General features: G+C 76.7%; 2 protein-coding genes. Both read left to right on the forward strand.

The genetic code is table 11. The features are described 5' to 3' along the window. Complete coding sequence (locus ACIPJI_RS14205; protein WP_402246403.1) at positions 1-15,432, forward strand: amino acid adenylation domain-containing protein; 15,432 nt, start codon at positions 1-3, stop codon at positions 15,430-15,432. Then, positions 15,429-22,919: a beta-ketoacyl synthase N-terminal-like domain-containing protein gene (locus ACIPJI_RS14210; RefSeq protein ID WP_402246405.1), complete on the forward strand. Its 7,491-nt coding sequence runs from the start codon at positions 15,429-15,431 to the stop codon at positions 22,917-22,919. Before ACIPJI_RS14205 ends, ACIPJI_RS14210 begins: the two co-directional genes overlap by 4 nt.

Raw genomic sequence — 22,919 nt, forward strand, 5'->3', positions numbered from 1 at the left:
ATGACCAGCCAGTCCGTGCTGTCCGTCCCGCGCCTGGGCGAGGGGATCGTCGAGGTGCGCATCGTCCGGCTCCTCAAGCAGCCCGGCGACACGGTCGCCAAGGACGAGGTCGTCTACGAGATGGAACACGACAAGGCAGCCGTCGAGATCGAGTCCCCGACCGCCGGCACCCTCGAGACCTGGCTCGTCGCCGAAGGCGACACCGTCGCGATCGGCGCCCCCGTCGCCCGCATCACCCCCGCACCCGCCGCGCAGGCCGCACCCGCGGCCGGACCGGGAACGGACACGACTGCCGGAACCGGACCGGCGGCCCTGCCCGCCGCGGGAGCGTCCGTGCACGGCGTCCCCGGCCGCCCCCAGCCCGCCGGCACCCGCCGCATACCTCCCCGCACCCGCGCCCACGCCCGCCGCCTGGGCATCGACGAGGCCACCCTGCCCTCCATCCCCGCCGCCGGCACCAGCCTCATGCCCGCCGACCTCGAACGCCACCTCGCCGCGACCACCGCCCCGGCGGCAGCGCACCCCACCCCACCCGCCCCGGACGCCGCGCCCGCCGCGACCCCGGTGGACGCGGGGCAGGCCCTCAAGACCGCGCGTCCGGCCGGGGATCGGGCCGGGGGCGGGTTCGCGGACGTCGAACAGTCGCCGCGGCAGCGCGAGTTGAACCGGGCACTGCGGGCCTCGCGGGAGACGGTGGTGCCCGCCGCCGTGGCCGGCGTCGTCGCCGAGGACGTCCTGGAACGGGCCCGGCGCGCCCACCAGGGCACCGGGTTCGCCACCGTCTTCCAGGCCTTCGCCCACCTCGCCGCGCACACCGCGGCCGCCGCCCCGGCCCTGCGCTCACGCCGCCTGGACGAGAGGCGGCTGCGCGTCCACGACCACGTCGACCTCGGCATCGCCTGCGCCACCGACGACGGCGACCTCACCACCGCCGTGGTGCGCGGCGCCGACACCCTGGACGCCGCCACGTTCGACGAGCGCTACGCGCAGGCCGTCGAGGACGCCCTCACCGGCGCCTCCCGGGCCGACTCGCGCGTCACCCTGATCCTGTCCCACCTCGGCGGCACGGGCACCACCCTGGCCGTGCCGGTCGTCGTACCGCCCGCCGTGGCCACCTTGTTCCTCGGCGCCGTCGAGGACACCGGCACCACCCCCGTGCGGCGCATGGTCCTCGCCTTCGACCACACCGTGCTCAACGGAAGCGACGCGGCCGCCTACCTCGACGCCCTGCACGACGCGATCCGCCGGGCCGCCGGCCCGGCACAACTGCCGGACGCCCCCGCCGCCCCGCCACGGCCGGCACCCGACCGGGCGCAGGTGACCGACCGGCTCACCGCCCTCGCCTCCGACATCCTCGGACACCCCGTCGACGCCGAACGGCCCCTGGGCGAACAGGGCCTGGACTCCGCGCGCGCCCTGCGCCTGGTCCGCGACATACGCACCGCCTTCGGCACCGACCTGCCCGCCACCGCCGTCTGGCGCCACCCCACCCTGCGCGCCCTGGCCGCCGTACTCCCCGCACCCGCACCCGCCCCCGCACCGGATGCCGCGTCGGACCCGGCCCCGGCATCGGTGAGCGCCCCGGCAGCGGTGGTGCGCGCTCGGACGGACGCCGCCGTGGAGGGGCCGGCGGGCGGGGACGAGGTGGCCGTCATCGGGATGGCCGTACGCGTGCCCGGCGCCGACGACGTCGACGCCTTCTGGTCGCTGCTCGCCGCCGGCGAGTGCCGGATCGACGACGTGCCGCCCGGCCGCCTCGCCGGAGCCGTGCCCGAAGGACTGCGGGCCGCACTGCTGGAGGGGACCGACCTCTTCGACGCCGCGTTCTTCGACATGACACCGCGCCAGGCCGCCTCCATGGACCCCCAGCAGCGGGCCCTGCTCGAACTGAGCTGGCACGCCCTCGAACACGCCGGCCTCAGCCCCGACACCCTCGCCGGGACCGGCGTCGGCGTCTACGCCGCCGCCTGCAGCTACGACTACCGTGAGCAGCTGGTCCAGCACGAGGCGGCCGCCGACGGCTACGCCACCACCGGCACCTTCCCCGCCTTCCTCGCCAACCGCGTCTCCCACCTCTACGACTTCACCGGCCCCAGCATCACCCTCGACACGGCCTGTTCCGGCGCCCTGACCGCGCTCAGCCTCGCCGAGGCCGCGATCCGCGCCGGCACCTGCGAGATCGCCCTGGCCGGCGCCGCGAACCTGATCAGCAACGGCTTCAACGCCCGCGCCTACCGCACCGCCGGCATGCTCTCCCCGAAGGGCACCAGCAAAGTCTTCGACCAGGGCGCCGACGGCTTCGTGCGGGGAGAGGGCGCCGGCTGGGTCGTGCTGAAATCGCTGCGCCGCGCCGTCGCCGACGGCGACCCGGTCCTGGCCGTCGTCCGCGCCGGCGCCGTCAACCACGGCGGTCGGGCCGCCTCGCTCACCGCCCCCAGCCCCAAGGCCCAGAGCGCCCTGATCCGCGGCGCGCTCCAGGCGGCCGGCCTCGACGCCGCCGACCTCGGCTTCCTCGAGGCGCACGGCACCGGCACCCCGCTGGGCGACCCGATCGAACTCGACGCCGTACGCGAGGTGCTGGCCCACGATCCGCAGGGCATGCCCCGGCGGGCCGCCGGACCCGGCGGCCGCCTGTGGGTCGGATCGGCCAAGGCCAACATCGGCCACCTCGAAGGCGCTTCGGGACTCGCCGGACTCGTCAAGGCCGTCCAGGTGCTGCGCCACGAACTCATCCCCGCCACCCCCGGCTTCACCCGCCTCAACCCGCACATCGCCCTCGAGGACACCCCGCTCGCCGTCGCCGAGCACGCGGTGCCCTGGCCCGCCGAACCCGGCCGGGCACCACGGCGGGCGGCGGTCAGCGCGTTCGGGTTCGGCGGCAGCAACGCCCACGTCGTCCTGGAAGAAGCACCGCCGGCCACCCGCCCCGCCCCCGCCGCCGACCGGGGCGCCGTCCCGCGGGTGGTGCCGCTGTCGGCCGCCACCCCCACCGCCCTGGCCCGTCTCGCCGAAGGCATCGCGCGCCTGGCCGCCCGCGACGACGCACCCCCGCTCGACGCCCTGGCCTGGACCCTGCAGAGCGGCCGCCGCCACTTCGCCCACCGGGCCCTCTTCAGCGTCACCGACCTCGCCCAACTCGCCGAACAGGCCCACCGCTTCGCCGCCGACGGCCACCACCCCCGGCCCGCCGACCCCCGGCTGCGCGACTGGCTCGACGGCAGCGACCTCACCACCGCCGACTGGGCCGCACAGTGGCCGCAGGGCGCCCCACCCCGCCGGGTGCCGCTGGTGCCCTACCCCTTCGAGCGGCAGTCCTACTGGCTGCCCACCCCCGCCCCCGTGCCCCGGCCCGCCGCCCTGTCCGCGCAGCCCGGCACCGCCCCCGGCGAGGGGCCCGGCACGCCCCGCTACACCCTCGACGACGGGCACCCGCTGACGCGCCACCGCGTCGCCGGTCGCACCGTGCTGCCCGGCGCCGCCGTGATCGACGCCCTCGCCGACGGCGGACCCGTCGCCCTGAGCCGCCTGCGGCTGCTGCGGCCCGTGCCCGTACCGGCCGGCAGCACGGTGCACCTGACCCGCCGCACCACCCCCGCGGACGCCGGGGCGCGCCTGCACCTGGAGCACGACGGCCACATCTGCGCCACCGCCGTCCCCGCCACCGCGCCCGCCGCCCGGCCCCGGGAGGCCGACACCGCCGAGGGGCCGGGCCAGGACGTCGACCTCGACGCCGTCCTGGCCCGCAACAGCGTCGAAGTGGGCCCCGTCTACCGGCTGCTGCACGAGGTGCGCCGCACCGGCGCCCGTGTCACCGCCCGGATCACCGCCCCCGCCGCCACGGACCCGCGCACCCGCCGTGTGGCCTGGCTGGACGCCGCACTGCAGGTCTCGTGCGCCCTGCTGGACGGCGAAGGACCCCGCGTGGCGGCCGCCGCCGACCACATCGAGTGGAGCGGCCACATCCCGCCCACCGCGCAGCTCACCGTCCACCGGGTCGGCACCGGCCCGACCCACGCGGTCCTCGACCTGCAGGCCACCGACCCCGACGGCACCCCCGTCCTGCGGGTCACCGGACTGCGCCTGCACCCCGCCGCCCCCACCCCCGGGCACGGCCCCGCCGACGAGGCGGTGCCGGACGCATCCGGACGCGCGGCGGCAGCCCGCGAAACGGCACCGGCCGCCGGCGAACCCGCCGACGACGCCCACGCACAGGCCGTCGCCGACGCCGTCGCCTCCCTGCGCGTCCTCGTACCCGAATGGGACACCCCCGCACCGCAGCCCGCCCCCGCACCGCAGTCCGCCGCCGCGCCGGCTCCCGTGCCGCCCGACTCCGGCGTGCCCGCCGACTCCGGCGTACGGCTCCTCGCCCCGCAGTGGATGCCCGAGCCGCCGACCGCGCCCGACGACGGCCCCGGCGGCCCGCTCCTGCTCGTCCACGACGACGCCAGCACCCACCTCGCCGACCTCACCGACCCCACCGGGGCCGGGGCCGTGCGGTGCGCGCTGAGCGGCGGACGGCTCGACACGGACACCTTCACCCGGGCCCTGCACAGCCTCGACAACCGGCGGCCGCCGCACATCGCGCTGCTCGTCGACGGCTCGTCCTGGAGCGAGGACCGCACCGGCGCCCTGGCCCTGCGCGGCTGGCTCGAAACACTGCTGACGGTGGGCCAGGTCCTGGCCCGCGGCGACAGCCCGGCACGCATCACCCTGATCACCACCGGTCTTGCCGCGCCCGCCTCCGGCGCCCCGCAACCGGGCGCCGCCCTGCAGGGCGCCCTCCTGGGAGCCCTGCGCACCCTGCCCCGCGAAGCCGGCCACCTCACCTGCGCGGCCGTCGACCTGGACACCGCACCCGCACCCGGCGACCTGGCCGCGGCGCTGCGCGAACCGTGCGCGGACACCGTCGCGCTGACCGCCCTGCGCGACGGCCGGCGGCTGCGCCAGGTGTACACCGAACAGGCCCCGCCGCCCGCCGCCGGGCAGCGGGAAGGTTTCGTCCACGGCGGCAGCTACGTCCTGTTCGGCGGCACCGGCGGCATCGGCGCCGCCGTCGCCCGCCACCTGGCCGCCCACTACGGCGCCCGCCTGCTCCTCGTCGGCCGCTCACCGGCCGGCGAGGACACCCGCGCCCTGCTCGCCGACCTCACCGCGGCAGGCGGCCACGCCCGCTACCGCAGCGCCGACATCACCCGCGACGACGACGTCGCCCGCGTCCTCGCCGACTGCCAGGACGCCTACGGCCGCCTCGACGGCATCGTGCACAGCATCGGCTCGGTGAGCGCCGCCCCCCTGCACGAGCTGACCGCCCACGACCTCGACGAGGTCCTGGCGACCAAGGTGAGCGCGGTCATCGGCCTCGCCCGCGCCCTGCGCGCACACGAACACGCCCCGGGCACGCCGCCCCGCTCGCTCGTCCTGTTCTCCTCCGTCGCCGGCCTCTTCGGCAGCACCGGCGGCCTCAACTACGCCGCCGCCAACGCCTTCCTCGGCCACTACGCCGCCGCCACCGACCACGCCGGGCTGACCGTCCGCGCCTTCGACTGGGGCCTGTGGCGCGACACCGGCCTCGCCCGCCGCTACAGCGCCCACGTCCGGCGCGAGTACCCCGGCCTCACCGCATTCGACCCGGAAAGGGGAGTGGCCGCCTTGGAAGCGGGCATGTCCGGCAACCGACCTCAGATCGTCGCCGTAGCCGGCGACCCACAACCGCTGCGCCCGCTCACCGCACCCCCCGCCACCCCCGCGGCCCCCGCGGCGCCCGCACCGTCGGCCGCCGCCGACGACGCGGCGCACCGGCTCGAGGACTACGCCGGCGGTGCGCTCGCCCACCGGATGAGCGAACTGGGCCTCACTCCGGCGCTCGCCGCCGACCCCGCCACCACCGTGCACAGCGCCGCCCAGTCGCTGGCGGCCGTCCCCGAGCACCGGCTGCTGCTGGCCGCCGTCCTCGACCTCCTCGCCGGCCGCCACCGCGCCGGCCGGCCGGTGCCCCGGCCCGCCGAACTCGCCCGCACCCGCCGGGCGCTGCTCGCCGACCACCCCGACCTTGCCGGCCACCTCACGCTCCTGGACCGTGCCCTGGAGTCCTACGGCCCGGTGCTGCGCGGCGACGTGCCCGCCACCGCCGTCCTGTTCCCCGGCGGCGACCTCGGACCCGTCAGCGCCGTCTACAGCGGCAACCAGCTCTTCGACCCGGTCAACACCGCCGCCGCCCACGCCCTGGCCGACGCCGCGGCCCAGGTGCCCGACGCCGCCCGCATCCTGGAGATCGGCGCCGGCGTGGGCGGCACCACCGCCGCCGCGCTCGACGCCCTCGACGCCCGCGGCGTCACCCGCTTCGAGTACGTGTACACGGACCTGTCACCGGCCTTCCTGCAGCACGGCCGCCGCCGCTTCGGCGACCGGATCACCCCCCGGCTGCTGGACATCGAGAAGAACCCCCGCACCCAGCAGTTCGCCGCGCACACCTTCGACCTGGTCGTGGCGAGCAACGTGCTGCACGCCACCCGCGACCTGTCCCGCACCCTCGCCCACATCGAGGAACTCCTCGCCCCCGGCGGGCGGCTGCTGCTCGTCGAGATGGTCGCCCCGGCCGCCGTCTACACCCTCACCTTCGGCCTCACCGACGGCTGGTGGCGCTACGTCGACACCGACCGGCGCATGCCCCACGGCCCGCTGCTGGACGTGGCCCGCTGGCGCTCGCTGCTCACGGCGCGCGGCTGGAGCCTGACGGACACCGCCCACCTGCGCGACGCGCCCGGCTGCGTCGCCCTGCTCACCTGCCGGCCGCCCGCCGCCGGCACCGACCGCACCGAGGAGATCGCCGAGGGGCTGCGCCGGATCGTGCGCGACCTGCTCGGCGACCCGTCGGCCACCGTCCCCGGCTATCTGCCCTGGCAGGAGCTGGGCATCGACTCGCTCCTCAACATGGAACTGGTCCAGGCCGTCTCCCGCAGCCACGGCCCGGTCCCCGCGACCGCCCTGTTCGAGCACCGCACGGTCGACGACCTCGCCCGGATGCTCGCCCGCCGCGCCGCCCCGGACACCCCCACACCCCACGAGGACTCCACCCGCCCCGGCCCCCGCCCCCTCGGCGACACCCCGCACGACGACACCCCCCTCGGCGACACCCCGCACGACGACACCCCCCTCGGCAACACCCCGCACGGCGACACCGGGCGCGAGACCCCCGGGAACGAGGACGGCGCTTGGGATCGGACAGCGGCACAGCTGACGGCCCTGGTCGCCGAACTCACCGCCCAGGACGCCGCCCTGCTCGACGCGGACAGCGACTTCCCCGCCCTGGGGGTCGACTCGCTGCTCCACGAGGAACTCACCCAGCGGCTGCGCGAGATGTTCCCCGACCGGCCGGTGCCCGCCACCCTGATCTTCGAACACCCCACCCCCCGCGCCCTGGCCCGCCACCTCGCCCCCGCACCCACCGCACCGCCCGCGCCGCCCGGGAACGTGGTGCCGGCCGCATCCGTGACCGCCCGGGCCGACCTGCCCGCCGCCCCGCTCACCACCGCCCCCGCCGTACCTTCCGCGCCGCCGGCCGGTACGCCTGCCCCCGCGCCCGGCGCGCCGATCGCCGTGGTCGGGCTCGCCGGCCGCTATCCCGGCGCCCAGGACCTCGACGCCTTCTGGGAACTGCTGAGTTCGGGCCGCACCCCGGTACGCGAAGTGCCCGCCGAGCGCTGGGACTGGCGCACCGCCCGCACCGCCGGCGGCGGCTACGCCCGCTTCGGCTGCTTCCTCGACGACATCGACACCTTCGACCCGGCCCTGTTCCGGATCACCCCCAGGGACGCGGCCCTGATGGACCCCCAGGAGCGGCTGTTCCTGGAAGTGGCCCGCGAGGCGTTCGAACACGCCGGCTACGCCCGCCCCACCCTGACCGGCCATCACGGCGGCCCGCGGGTGGGCGTGTTCGCCGGCGTCACCGCCAACAGCCACCTGCTGGCCCAGCGCGACGCCCGCACCGCCGGCGCCGACAACCCCGAGTACGCGGTCACCGCCGCCGCCTCCGTCGCCAACCGCGTCTCCCACGCCTTCGACCTCAGCGGCCCGAGCCTGAGCGTCGACACCATGTGCTCCTCCTCGCTGACCGCGCTGCACCTGGCGTGCCGCGCCCTGCGCGACGGCGAGGCCGACCTCGCCCTGGCCGGGGGAGTCAACCTCTATCTGCACCCCGACCGGTTCACCGGCCTGTGCGCGCTCGGCATGCCCTCGCGCGGCGACCGCACCCGCAGCTTCGGCGCCGGCGGCGACGGCTTCGTGCCCGGCGAAGGCGCCGGCGCGGTCGTCCTCAAACGCCTGGACCGCGCCGAAGCGGACGGCGACACCATCCACGCCGTCATCCGCGGCACCGGCCTCAACCACGGCGGCGGCACCGGCGGCTACACCGTCCCCAACCCGCGCGCCCAGGCCGCCCTCATCGACGCCACCCTCAAGGACGCCGGCCTCGATGCGGCCGGCATCGGCTACCTCGAGGCCCACGGCACCGGCACCGAACTCGGCGACCCCGTCGAACTACGCGCCCTGGCCCTGGCGTTCGCAGAGACCCGGCCCGCCCGGGAACCGCTGCGCATCGGCTCCGTCAAGTCGAACATCGGCCACACGGAGGCCGCCGCCGGCATCGCCGGACTGACCAAGGCGATCCTCCAACTGCGCCACCACCGCTTCGTGCCCACCCTCAACGCCGAACAGCTCAACCCGAAACTCGACCTGGACGACGCCCCCCTGCACATCCAGCGGGCCACCGAACCCTGGAGCGGTGAACGGCCGCGCCGCTGCGCCGTCAGCTCCTTCGGCGCCGGCGGCGCAGGCGCCCACGCCGTGCTGGAGGAGTACCGGATGCCGCCGCGGCCCGCCGCCACCCCCTCTCCTGTGCTCGTGCCGCTCGCCGCGCCGGACGCCGACCGGCTGCGCACCGTCGCCCGCCGACTCGCCGACACCGTCGACGCCGCCGGCGCCACACTCGCCGACATCGCCCACACCCTGGCCACCGGCCGTGACGTGGGCCCCCACCGCGCCGCCGTCACCGCCCACGACCACGCCGAACTGCGCGCCGCGCTGCGCGCCCTGGCCGAGGACACCCCCCACCCCGCCCTCACCACCGCCGACCACCTGGGCCCCGACACAGCCGGCCACGCGGACGAAGTCGAGGGCGACGGCGGACACAGTGCCGCGCGGGCCTGGGTCACGCACGGCACCTACCGGGCCCCCGCGGGCCCGGCACGGCGGGTGCCGCTGCCCCCCACCCCCTTCGCCCGCATCCCCTGCACCGTCCCCGGCGCCGGCCGCCCGGCGGCCGAGCGGCCCTCCCACATGCCGCTCACCGACACCGTCCGCGTGCCCGCCGCCCGCACCGTCACCGCCCGCCTCGGCGGCGCCTCCCGCTGGGTACGCGACCACATCGTCGACGAACAGATGCTGCTGCCCGGCGCGTTCCACCCCGAACTCGTCCACGAAGCGCTGATCGCCGCCGACGAGAACCCCTACCGCACCGAGATCTGCGACCTCGCCTGGCCGCAGCCCGCCACCGGGCTGCCCATGACCGTCACCACCCACCTCGAAGAACCCGACACCCACGGCGGCCGCCGCTTCACCACCACCGTCGACGGCACCGTCGTCGCCCAGGGCACCACCCGCCCCCGGCCGGCCCCCGGCGCCACCGCCCCCCTGCGCCCCCACCTCGTCTACCGGCCCGCCGACCTCGACGCCCGCCTGGAGGGCCACGACACCGGCACCGACGCCTTCTACCAGGCCTTCGCCGCCCACCACTTCACCTACGGGCCGCTGTACCGCACCGTACGGCGGGCCGCCGTGCACGGCGAGGAGACCACCGCCGAACTGCGCCTGCCGCCGGGCGAGGACACGGACGGACGCCATGTGCTGCACCCCGCCCTCCTCGACGGCGCCTGCCAGAGCGCCGCGTACCTGCTGCTCACCGAGGCGCCCGGACCCCGCCGGCTGCGCCCCCTGACCATCGGCCGGCTCACCGTCCACCAGCCCGCCACCACCGGCGCCTACGTCCACACACGCCGCGTGAGGCGCGACGACGCCGCCGGCGTCCACGTCTTCGACCTGTGCCTGATCGACCCCGGCAGCGGCGAAGTCCTCGCCGAGATCGACGGCTTCCGCGTCCGCGTGGACACCGTCGCCCCTTCCGCCGCCACCACCGCACGCCCCGAATTTGCCCCGGCACCGCCCCACCCGGCGCCCGTGCCGCTGGCCGGCTACCGCCTGGGCTGGCACACCGTCCCCGTCGGCGACGACACCCGCGCCGGCACCGACGGGCCGCTGTGGCTGATCGGCGACGGCTCCACCACCCTCGCCGCCCACACCCGCAGCCGCATCCCGGCCGCCGCCCTGCTCGAACCGGGCCCCGGCCTCGACGAGAAGCAGCTCGAACAGACAGCCGCCCGCACCGGCACACCGGCGACCGTCCTCATCGACCTCACCCACCTCACCGACCCCCACCACCCCGGCCTCGGCACCACCCCGCTGCGCCTCGAACAGACCGCGGCCGCCTGGGAACACTTCACCACCACCGCACTCACCCCCCTGTTCACCCTGCTGCGCACCCTCGTACGCAGCCGCGCCCTGGACGGCGCCCGCATCCTGCTGGTCACCCGTACCGGCACCGACGGCCACCTCACCCCCCTCGTGCGCGCCCTGCACAGCCTGATGCGCACCGCCGCGGGGGAGACCGGCCGGTTCACCCTGCGGCTGGTCACCCTCGACGCCGCCTGGGCGTCGGCGCACCCGCAGGCCGCCCACACCGCCCTCCTGACGGAAACGGCCGCCGACGACGGCGACTGGACCCGCCTGGGCCCCGCCGGCCTGCGCCGCACCGCCGTCCTCACCCGCGCACCCGAGCCGGCCCCCGACACCGACACCGCCCTGCTGGACCCGGCCGGCAGCTACCTGATCACCGGCGGACTGGGCGGACTGGGACGGCACATCGCCGCCGGCATCCTGCACCGGGCCCCCACCGCACGGCTCGTCCTGATCGGCCGCTCCGAACAACCCGACGGGACAGCCCTCGAGGCCCTGCGCCGCGCCGCCGCCGGCGACGACCGGATCGTCTACCGCCGCTGCGACGCCACCGACCCCCGGCAGGTCGCCGACCTCGCCACCCACCTCGCCGACAGCCGCATCCGCCTGCACGGCGTCGTCCACGCGGCCGGCGTACTGCGCGACCAGTTCCTGCGCGGCAAGACACCCGAAGCGGTCCAGGCCGTGTGCCGCAGCAAAATACTCGGCGCGCTCCACCTCGACGCCGCCCTCGCCGACCACCCGCTGGACTTCTTCCTCCTCGCCTCCTCCCTCGCCTCCCTCGTCGGCAACCAGGGCCAGAGCGACTACGCCTTCGCCAACGGCTTCCTCGACCAGTTCGCCCATCAGCGCGCCCGGTGGGCCGCACGCGGCCTGCGCCCCGGCCGCACCCTGACCGCCGGCTGGCCCGTCCTCGCCGACGCGGGCACGGCCCCCGCCCCCGACACCCTGCGCTACCTCGAACAGGCCTACGGCCTCAAGCCGGTCGCCACCCGCGACGCGGTGGCGGCCCTGTGGCCCCGGCTCGCCGCGGCGACCACCCCGGACACCGCCTACATCGCCCTCGTCGCCGGCGACCACACCGTCTGGGACCAGGCCCTGTCCACCACCAGCGCCGCCGCCGTCGAGGCAACCGCCGCCGCGCCCGCGCCGGTCACGCCAGCCACGCCCGCTGCCGCCCCGGCGCAGGCCGCTCCCGTGCAGGCCGCTCCGGCGCAGGCCGCCCTGCGCTGGCTGAGCGAACGCGTCGCCGAGGCCGTCGGCGTACGGCCGGAGGTGATCGACCCGCACGCCCCGCTCACCGACTACGGCGTCGACTCCATCTCCCTGATGCGGCTGAGCCGCATGCTCGAGGACGACCTGGGCCGCATCCCCCTGTCCGTCCTGCTCGACAGCGCCAGCCTGCGGGAACTGACCGACCGTCTGCTCACCGACAGGGGCCCGCAGCTGACCGCCGCCGTCGCCGCGGACACCGCCCCCGCCGCCCCGGTGCCGGCCGCCGCGGCCCCCACCGCTGCACCCGCCCCTGCCACGGCGGCCGCCCCGCAAGCACCCGCGGCCGCGGCCGCGGCCGGTGTCGACGACGAGCGGACCGCCGTGCTTCCCGACCGCCTGGTGGGCATGTGGGCCGCCGACCAGGGCGCCGCGCCCCACGCCCCGTACAACATCAGCCTGGCGTGGCGGCTGCCCGCCACCACCGACCGCGAGGCCCTGCGGGACGCCGTCGCCGCCCTGGTACGCCGGCACCCGGTGCTCGGCTGCCGCGTACGGCCCCACGACGGCGCCCCCGCCTTTGTCCCCGCCGCCCCGGACACGGCCGCTCTCGTCACCCGCGTGGTCGCCGAGGACGCTGTCGGCCAGGCCGTCAGGGACGAGGCGGACCGGCGGCTCGACACCTCCGCCGGGCCGCTGCTGCGCGCCGTCCTGTGGGAGCCGCAGGACGGCGGCGGGCAGGGCCCCGTCCTGCAGCTGACCACCCATCACATCGCCGTCGACGGCCGCTCCGCCGAGCTGCTGCGCGACGACCTCGCCGCCCTCTACGCCGCCGCCGCGCACGGCGGCCCCGCGCCGGCGCCGGCCGTCCCCTTCGCCCGCGCGCTGCGCCGCGAGCTCGAGGCCGGCCCGACCGACGCCCAGGAGGACGAGCGGTACTGGACACAGCGGCTGGCCGGCGGCGCGGCCAAGGGCGTGCTGTTCCCCGGCGGCGGCGAGCGGGCCGGGGCCGCGGGAGCGCACCGCGAGTACCGGATGCCGCCCGCCCTGTCGCAGAGCCTCGCGCAGGTCGCGCAGAGCGCCGGCGTGCCGCCGTTCACGGCGCTGCTCGCCGCGTTCGCCGCGGCGCTGTCCCGCACCACCGGGCACCGCTCGTTCCTCGTCGCCGTCCCCACCTACGGGCGCACCTCGCGCGAGGAGGAGACCAGCGTCGGCTGCTTCGTCAGCACCGTGCCGCTGCGGATCGACCTCGATCCCGGCCGGCCGGTCGCCGACTGGCTGAAGGACCTGAACCAGGAGGTACGCGGCGCGCTCGGGCACGCCCGGCTGCCCTACCCGCGCCTGGTCGAACTGTGCCGGGCGGCGGGCGGCGAGGACGCCGTGCCCACCGTCACGCTCGCCTACCAGAACTGGGAGCGCACCGGCGGCGCCCGGACACCGGACGGCTGGGAGCCGGTGTACCGGCGCGGGCAGCGCGGGCACTTCGACCTCGGCCTGGAGGTGACCGACACCCCGGCCGGCACGGAGATCCTCGCCAACCACCGCACCGCCGTCCTGGACGCCGCGCAGGTCGACGCCTTCGTCGAGGACCTGCGGCGCACGGCGGCCGAACTGGCCCGCCGCCCCGCCACGGTGGGGGAGCTGCTCGACCCCGCGGCCGGGACCCTCGTCGGACGCTTCGCGGCCACCGTGGCCCGCTGCGCCCAGGCGACGGCCGTCGAGGACGCGCACGGCAGCCTCAGCTACGCCGAACTCGACGCGCTCTCCGACGACATCGCGCACCGGGTGTCCGAACTGGCCGAGCCCGGCGCCCCCGTAGCCGTCCTGATGCACCGCAGCATGCGGCTGCCGGCCGTCCTGCTGGGCATCCTCAAGAGCGGACGCCCCTATGTGCCGCTGGACGACTCCTACCCGAGCGAACGGCTGAAGCTGGTCGTCGGCGACGCGGGATGCGAGGTGGCCGTCGCCGACCGCGAGCTGACCTGGCTGCTGCCGCAGCGGCTGCGGATCGTCGACCCCACCGCCCCCACCGCCGCCCTCGTCGGCGCCGGGGCGCCGGCGGGACAGGGGCGGGCGCGGGCCGCGGCGGTGTGCGCGCCGGACGACCTCGCCTACGTGATGTTCACCTCGGGCAGCACCGGACGGCCCAAGGGCGTCCCGGTCACCCACGCCAACGTCGTGCACACCCTGGAGGCGATCGCCCGCACGGTCGGCATCACGCAGGACGCCCCCGGGCGGCTGCTGGCGGTCACCACCCTGTGCTTCGACATCTCCGTCCTCGAACTGTTCCTCCCGCTCCTGGCCGGCGGCACCGTCGTGATCGCCGAACGCGCGGACGTCATCGACGCCCGCCGGCTGGGCCGGCTGCTCGAGCAGCGGGCCGTCACCGCCATGCAGGCCACCCCCGCCGGCTGGCAGCTGCTCGTGGACGGCGGCTGGAGCGGCCGGCGTGAACTGACCGCACTGTGCGGCGGGGAAGCCCTGCCGCCCAACCTCGCCGCCGCGCTCGCCGAACGCACCGGCAGCCTGTGGAACGTCTACGGCCCCACCGAAGCGACCATCTGGTCCACCATCGGACCGGTCACGGCCGGCGGTCCCGTCCATCTGGGCGAGCCGGTCGGCGCCACGGACCTGCTCGTCACCGACACCGCCGTGACCCGCGAGGCGGCGGTGGGGGAGAGCGGTGAACTGTGGATCGGCGGGCCCGGCGTGGCCCGCGGCTACTGGCAGCGGCCGCAGCTGACGGCCGAACGGTTCACCGGTCACCCGCTGCGGCCCGAGGGCGGCGGCCGCTGGTTCCGCACCGGCGATCTCGTACGCCGCGACGACAAGGGCCGGCTGACCTTCCTCGGCCGGGCCGACAGCCAGGTCAAGGTCCGCGGCCACCGCATGGAACTGGGCGAGATCGAGACCGTGCTGGGCGGCCACCCGGCGCTCGCCCGCGTCGTCGTCACCGTGCACGGTGAGGGCCCCTCCGCCCGGCTGCTGGCCATCGCCGTACCGCGCGCCGGCACCGCCCTGCCCGACATCGGCGCACTGCGCGAGTACGCCTCCGCGGCGCTGCCGCCGTGGATGCTGCCCGACCGCCTCGTCGCCGCGGAACAACTCCCGCTCACACCCAACCGCAAGGTCGACCGGCAGGCGGCAGCACGCCTCGCCGACACCACCACACCACCACCCGCACCCGAACCCGAACCCGCACCCACGCCGGCCCCGGCCGACGCCGCGCCCCTCACCGCACCCGTCACGGCATCCGCCCCGGCCGACGCCGCGCCCGCACCCGCTGCCGCACCCGCTGCCGCACCGGCGCCCGTCGGGCGTGCGGAGATCGCGGACCGTGTCGGCGCCCTGTGGCGGGAGCTCCTCGAACTCGACGACGTACCGGGCGACCGGAGGTTCTTCGACCTGGGCGGCAACTCCCTGCTGCTGGGGCGGCTCTTCGCCCGCCTCGACGACGCCTATCCCGGCGCCGCGCTCGAGCTCGCCGACCTGTTCGCCCGGCCGACCCTCGACGACCTCGTCGGCCTGCTCACCGCCCGCCTGGGCGGCGACACGGGTCCGGCCCCCGCCGACCGGCCGGGAACCGCCCCGGTGCCCGCCCGCCCCTCCCGCCGTGAGCTGCGGCGCGCGTTTCGACTCGGAGACGAACGATGACCACACCGCCCAGCGGCCCCGACCTCGGGCAGGACCCGAACGCCGTCGCCGTCGTCGGCATGGCCTGCCGGTTCGGGCCCGCCACCTCCGTCGAACGGCTGTGGGAACTGCTCGAGCAGCAGCGCACCGGTATCCGCCGCTACAGCGCCGACGAGCTGATCGCCCTCGGCCACGACCCGCGGACCGTGCGGCACGAGGCGTTCGTGCCGGCCGGGGCCGTCCTTGAGGACGCCGACGCCTTCGACGCCGAGTTCTTCGGCTACAGCGCCCAGCACGCCGAATGGCTCGACCCCCAGCAGCGGCTGCTGCTGGAGGTCGCCTGGCACGCCCTGGAGGACGCCGGGTTCGCCCCCGACGCCACCGGGCTGCGCACCGGCGTGTACGCCTCCGTCGGCCAGCCCGTCCACCCCCCGGTCCGGATCACCGAGCTCGACGCCGCCGGGATGATGCGCTTCTCCTCCACCGACAAGGACTTCGCGGCCGGCCGCATCTCCTACAAACTCGGCCTGACCGGACCGAGCATGAGTGTGCAGTCCGCCTGCTCCAGCACCCTGGTCGGCCTGCACCTGGCCGCCGAGGGCCTCCTCGCGGAGGAGTGCGACCTCGCGGTGGTGGCCGGCGCGTCGCTGCACTTCCCGCAGGCCGGCTACCTCGCCGCCCCCGGCATGATCCTCTCGCCGAGCGGCGAGTGCCGGCCCTTCGACGACACCGCCGACGGCACCGTGTTCGGCAACGGCGGCGGCGCGCTCGTCCTGCGCCGCCTCGCCGACGCGCTGCGCGACGGCGACCCGGTGCGCGCCGTGCTGCGCGGCAGCGCCGTCGGCAACGACGGCGCCCGCAAGATGGACTACCACGCACCCTCCCCCGAGGGGCAGGAGGCGGTGATCCGCGAGGCGCTGGCCGTCGCGGGCGTCGACCCGCACTCGGTGGGCTGCCTGGAGACCCACGGCACCGGCACCCCGATGGGCGACCCGATCGAATTCGCCGCCCTGGAACGGGTCTACGGCGGCGACCGCCCGCACCCGGCGGCCGTCGGCTCGGTCAAGTCCGTCCTCGGCCACCTCAACACCGCCGCCGGCGTCGCCGGCGTCATCAAGGCCGTCCTGGCCCTCGAACACGCCACCGTGCCCCGCCAGGTCCCCTTCACCGCACCCAACCGCGCCCTCGGCGGCACCGGCAGCCTGCGCATCGCCTCCCAGGACGCCACCGCCGACGGCTGGCCGGTGCCCGACGGGCCGCGCCGCGCCGCCGTCAGCTCCTTCGGCATCGGCGGCACCAACGCCCACGCCGTCCTCGAACAGGCCCCACCCACCACCCACCCGCAACAGCCCCCGCACACCGGACAGACAGCACAGCCGCAACAGATGGAGCACGCCGGGCAGGACGCCGGTGACGGCCCGGTGCGCTGGGCCCTGCTGTCCGCCCACACCGAGACCGCGCTGCGCACCTGGGCCGGCGCGCTGGCCGGCCCGGCCGGCCGGCTGCCGCTCGCCGACGTCGTGCACACCCTGCGCACCGGCCGCAGCCACCGGCGCGTGCGCTGCGCCCTGTCCGCCGCGACCCCCGGCGAACTCGCCGCCAAACTCCGCACCGTGGCCGACGGCGGGGACCTGGCCGCCGACGAGGCGCCGAAGGACCTGCACCCCTGGCTCACCGGCCAGGGGCCGCTGCCCGACGCCGGACCGGAGAGCCGCCCCGCCCGCCGCGTCCGGCTGCCCGGCTACCCCTTCGCCCGCACCCGCTGGCCGCGCCCCGGCGACGACGGACAGACACGCACCGTACGGCCCGACGAACCGGTGGCCGCCGACCATGTGGTGGCCGGCCGGCCCGTGCTGCCCGCCGCCGCCCAGCTCGACCTCGCCCTCAGGGCCGCCCGCCGCAGCACCCCCGAGGCCACCGGACTGGCCGACATCGCCTTCCACCGCCCGGTGGAGGTCACCGCCCCGGTGACCCTGCGCACCGTCGCCGACGGCGACACCCTGCGCATCGTCTCCGACCACACCCACACCCAGGCCCGCGTCGTCACCGCCCCCGCCGCGCCGCCCGCACCGCTCGATGTGGCCGCCCTGTCCGCCGCCTACCCCGACAGTGCAGAACCGGCCGAGCTGTACCGCTACTTCGAGGACAACGGCGTTTGCTACGGCCCCGCCTTCCAGGTGCTGCGCGAACTGCGGCACGGCCCCGGCGGCGCCCTCGCCAGGGTCACCGCGACCGCGGCCGCCCCCGACGTGGACGGGCAGATCCTTTCGCCGTACGTCCTCGACGGCGCCCTGCAGACCGTGATCGGCTGCGTGCTGCGCGAGGACCTCGGCGGGCAGACGTTCATCCCGTTCGCCGTCGACGCGCTGAGCGTCCACGGCCCGCTGCCCGACGAGGTGTGGGTGCAGGTACGCCCCCGGCGCCTGGCCGGCGGCGGCCGCCAGGTCCGCAAGTACGACGTGACGGTCAGCGCACCGGACGGGACACCGGCCCTCACCCTCACCGGACTCGCCCTGCGCCCCACCGGACCCGCACCCACCGCACCCACCGCATCCGCCGGGCCTGTCGGGTCCGTCGTTTCCGCCGGGTCTGCGGTGCCGGCCGGCACCGGACTGCCCGCCGGGGTGCACCTGTTCACGCCCGCCGACGTGCCCTTCACCCCCGACACCGACCCGGCCGCCGGGGCGGCCGGGTGGGGCGGGCCGCTCGTCGTCATCGGCGAGACCCCCCTGGAGGGCGCCGACCTGCGCCTGCCCGACCCGCCCGACGCCGACGCCGCCGCGGCCACCGGCGCCGACCTCGCCGCCCGCCTGCCCGACGGCGGCGTGCCGGTCATCGTCTGGCCACTGCCCGCCACCACCCCCGCCCCCGGCCCGGGATCCGACGCGCTGCGCGTGCTGGCCCTGCTGCGCGCCCTGCTGGGCCCGCTCGCCAGGCGCGGCGCCCGGATCGTCGTCCCCCACCCCGCGGGCGCCTTCGACGACGCGGCCGCCGTCACCGGCAACGGCCTGGCCGCCCTGGGCCGTTCACTCGCCGGGGAGAACCCGCGCTTCCACCTCACCGCCCTGGCCCTCGACCCCGGCACCACGCCCGCCGCCCTGACCCGCGCCGTGCGGGCAGCGGCGGCCCACCCGCCCGCCGCACGCCGGCTGAGCACCGGCCACGAAGGCGCCCTCACCGAGCCGGTGCTGCGCCCCCTGGCCGTCCCGGCACCCGCCCGACCGGCGTTCCGCCACGGCGGCCGCTACTGGATCAACGGCATGGGAGCCCTGGCCGCGCTGCTGGCCGGCCACCTCGCCGACACCTACGCCGCGCACATCGTCGTGACCGGCCGCTCCCCGGCCGAGGGCGAACGCGCCGCCGAGATCGCCCGCCTGTCCCGGCGCGCGGCCCGCACCGGCGGATCGGTGACCTATTACCGGCTCGACAGCACCGATGCGGCGGCCGTACGCGCCCTCGCCGACCGCCTGCACGGCGAGGGCACCGTCCACGGCGTCCTGCACTGCGCCGGCACACTGCGCGACTCCTTCGTCCTGCGCAAGGACAGCGCCGACGCCGACGCCGTGATCGCCGCCAAACTCACCTCGGCCGCCGCACTGGACGAGGCCACCGCCCACTGGCCGCTGGACTGCTTCGTCGTCTACTCGTCCGTCTCCGGCGCCCTCGGCAGCCCCGGCCAGGCCGACTACGCCTTCGCCAACGCCGCCGCCGACGAACTGCTCACCCGCCGCGCCCGCCGCGTCACCGCCGGCACCCGGCACGGGCGTTCGCTCTCCATCGCCTGGCCCTACTGGACCGACGGCTCCATGCGCACCGGCGGCGACGCCGAACAGATCCTCGGCGCGTTCGGCATGCGCCCGATGCCCGCCGACGTGGGCCTGGCCGTCCTCGAGATGCTCCTCGGCACCCCGCAGGACCAGGACCAGGACCTGGCACCCGCGCCCGTCGTCCTGTACGGGGACCTGCCCCAACTGCGGGCCTCCTTCCCGCTCCTGACCGGCCCCGAGCCCACACCGGCCCCCGCCGCCCAGACACCGGCGACCCCTGCCCCGGCCGTACCCGTGGCTGCCGCGGCCGTACCGGTGGCTGTCGTGGCCGCCGGGGCGGGGGCGCTGGAGGACCGGCTGCGGGCCGCCGTCGCCGAGGCCACCCGTACCCCCGTCGCCGACGTGACCCCCGACAGGCCCTTCGACGACCTCGGCATCGACTCCCTGCTCGCCATCCGCGTCGTCGAATTGCTGGAGAAGGACTTCGGCCGGCTCTCCAAGACGCTGCTCTTCGAGTGCCGTTCGGTCGCCGAACTCACCGAGCACCTCCTCGAGGAGTTCCCCGAGCGGTGTGCCGAACTCACCGGCACCACCACCGACACCACGACCGCCGGTGGTACCGGGCCGGCCCCCGCGCCCGCCGGCCCGCCGCCGGCAGCGGAACCGCCCGCCTCCTCCACCGCCCCGCTGGACACCACGCCCGCGCCCGCCTCGCCGGCCGGTTCCACCGGGCGGGCCGAACTGCCCGACGCAAGCGGGGACATCGACCCGCGGGCTGTTGCGATCATCGGCGTCGCCGGACGATTCCCCGAGGCCGAGGGCCTGGACGAACTGTGGGCCAACCTCCTCGCCGGACGCGACAGCATCACCGAGGTGCCGCGCGAACGCTGGGACGCCGAGGCCCTCTACGACCCCGACCGCTCACGCGTGGACCGCACCTACACCAAGTGGGGCGGCTTCCTTCAGGGCGTGGAGAACTTCGACGCACCGCTGTTCAGCATCTCGCCCCGCGAGGCCGGCACCGTCGACCCGCAGGCCCGGCTCTTCCTGGAGGCCTGCTGGGCCGCGCTGGACGATGCCGGATACACCCCCGACACCCTCGTGAACACCGGCGACCCCGTGCACCGCAAGGACGTCGGCGTGTTCGTCGGCGCCATGTACGGCGAGTACCAGCTGCACGAGGCGGAGGAGCGGCTGCGCGGCAACCCGGTCCTGGCCAACAGCGCCTATTGGTCCATCGCCAACCGTGTCTCGTACTTCTTCGACTTCCAGGGCCCCAGCACGGCCGTCGACACCGCCTGCTCCTCGGCGCTCACCGCGATCCACCTCGCGGTGGAGTCGCTGCGCGCCGGCAGTTCGAAGGTCGCCGTCGCCGGCGGCGTCAACGTCCTGATCCACCCCAACAAGTACTTCATGCTCGGCCAGGGCAGGTTCGCCGCCGGCGACGGACGCTGCCGCAGCTTCGGCGCGGGCGGCGACGGCTACGTCCCCGGCGAGGGCGTCGGCGCGTTCGTGCTCAAACCGCTCGGCGACGCGCTGCGCGACGGCGACCACATCCACGCCGTCATCCGCGGTACCGCCGCCAACCACGGCGGCCGCACCAACGGCTACACCGTGCCCAACCCGCGCGCCCAGGCCGACCTGGTCACCAAGGCGCTGCGCGACGCGGGCCTGGCGGCCGGCGATCTCGACTACGTCGAGGCGCACGGCACCGGCACCGCGCTCGGCGACCCCATCGAGATCCGCGGCCTGGTCTCCGCGTTCGCCCGCGACGGCGTCAAGGGCCCCGGCGACGTGCCGATCGGGTCCGTGAAGTCGAACGTCGGCCACCTGGAGTCGGCGGCCGGCGCGGTGGCGCTGGCGAAGGTCCTGCTGCAGATGCGGCACCGCACCCTGGTGCCCTCCCTGCACGCCACCCCCGCCAACCCCGAGATCGACTTCGGCCGGGTCCCGTTCACCGTGCAGCAGAGCACCGCACCGTGGCACACCCGCGACGGGTCACCGCGCCCGCTGCGGGCGGGCATCAGCTCCTTCGGCGCCGGCGGCGCCAACGCGCACATCGTCGTCGAGTCCCCGCCCCCCACCGCGCCCCGCCCGCCGAGCGGGCCCCAGCAGGTCGTGGTGTTCCTGTCCGCCCGCACCGACCAGGCCCTGGCCGACACCGCACGCCGCCTGCACCGCCACCTCACCGGCGCCCGCGCCTTTGGCCAGGAGCCGCGCCTGGCCGACATCGCCCACACCTACGCCGTCGGACGCCCCGCCCTGGAACGCCGGGCCGCCCTCGCCGCCGACTCCCTCGACGCGCTGCTCGCCGCGCTCGAAGCCCTCGCGGCGGGCCGCCCCCGCCCCTGGCGGCGCACCGAGGCCGCCGCCGACGACCCGGTACGGGTGTGGCTCGACGGGGGCCGCATCGACCGCGCCACGGTCAGCGGCGCCGGGCCCGGCGCCCGCCGCATCCCGCTGCCGCACTACCCCTTCGAACGCATCCGCTGCTGGTACGACCTGCAGATCGAGCACCTGCACCACAAGGGCCTGGGCACCGTCACGGGCGAACCGGCCCTGTCCCGCCCCCACTTGCGCGACTTCGGCCGCCCCCACACACCGGATACCGCACCCGCACCGCACTCCGCACCCGCACCGCACTCCGCACCCGCGCCGGACCCCGCGCCTGCACCGCGCCGTGCACCGGAGCCGGCGCCTGCGCCGCGCCGCGCGCCGGAGCCCGCGACCCGTCCCGCACCCGCCCTCGTGCCCCGCCCGGCCCCGGCGTCCCCGCCGGCGGCGCCGGGCCCCGTGCCGCTGCCCGCGACCGACCGGCCCGACCCACAGGAGATTCCACCCATGACCCGTGACCGCAAGATCTCCCTCCGGCCGCTGGGCACGGCGCCCACCCCGGCGTCCGCGGCGGCTCCCGCCCCCGCACCAGCGCCCGCTGCCCCCGCCGCGCCCGTCGCCCCGGCCCCCGTCGCCCCGGCCCCCGTCGCCCCGGCGCCCGCCCCGGTCGCTGTCGCGGTCGACCCGGCGGTGGCGGACCGGGTCGCAGAGGAGGTCGGCGAAGTGCTTGCCGGGGTGCTCTACATGGAGCCCGCCGATCTCGACCCGGAACAGAGCTTCCAGATGCTCGGCGTCGACTCGATCCTCAGCGTCGAGTTCATCGCCCTGGTCAATGCCAAGTACGCCACCGACATCAAGGCCACCGAGCTGTACGACCACCCGACGCCCGCCGCGTTCGCCCGCCATGTCGCCGCGACGCTGGGCGGCACACCACCGTCCGCCCCGGCCCCGGCACCCCACGCGACCACCCCCGCCCCGGCGCCGGTGGCCCCGGCGGCGCCCGTCCCGGCTCCGGCTCCGGCGGCGCCCGTCCCGGCGGGGGAGCGGACGGCGGCCGTCCTGGAGACCCTGCGCGAGCAGCTGGCCCAGACCCTGTACTGCGACGTGTGGGACATCGACACCGACGCCACGTTCAACAGCCTGGGCCTGGACTCGATCCTCGGCGTCGAGTTCGTCGCGTTCCTCAACAACGCCTACGGCCTCGACGAGAAGGCCGGCGTCCTCTACGACCACCCGAGCCTGGCCGCCCTCGCCGCCCACATCACCTCCCGCACCACCTCGCAGACGGCCGGCGCCGTCCCGGCCGGCAGCGTCAGCGCGGCCGACCTCGACGCGCTGCTGGCCGCCGTACGCGACAACCGGCTCACCGTCGAGCAGGCCCTTGCCCTCCTGCCCCAGCACACCTGA

This window comes from Streptomyces sp. NPDC086835 (assembly GCF_044745705.1).
GTDB lineage: Bacteria > Actinomycetota > Actinomycetes > Streptomycetales > Streptomycetaceae > Streptomyces.

Bases quoted from the DNA above. Each gene is read 5' to 3' on its own strand.
- ACIPJI_RS14205 (WP_402246403.1), top strand. From the start codon at position 1: ATGACCAGCCAGTCCGTGCTGTCCGTCCCGCGCCTGGGCGAGGGGATC.
- ACIPJI_RS14210 (WP_402246405.1), top strand. From the start codon at position 15,429: ATGACCACACCGCCCAGCGGCCCCGACCTCGGGCAGGACCCGAACGCC.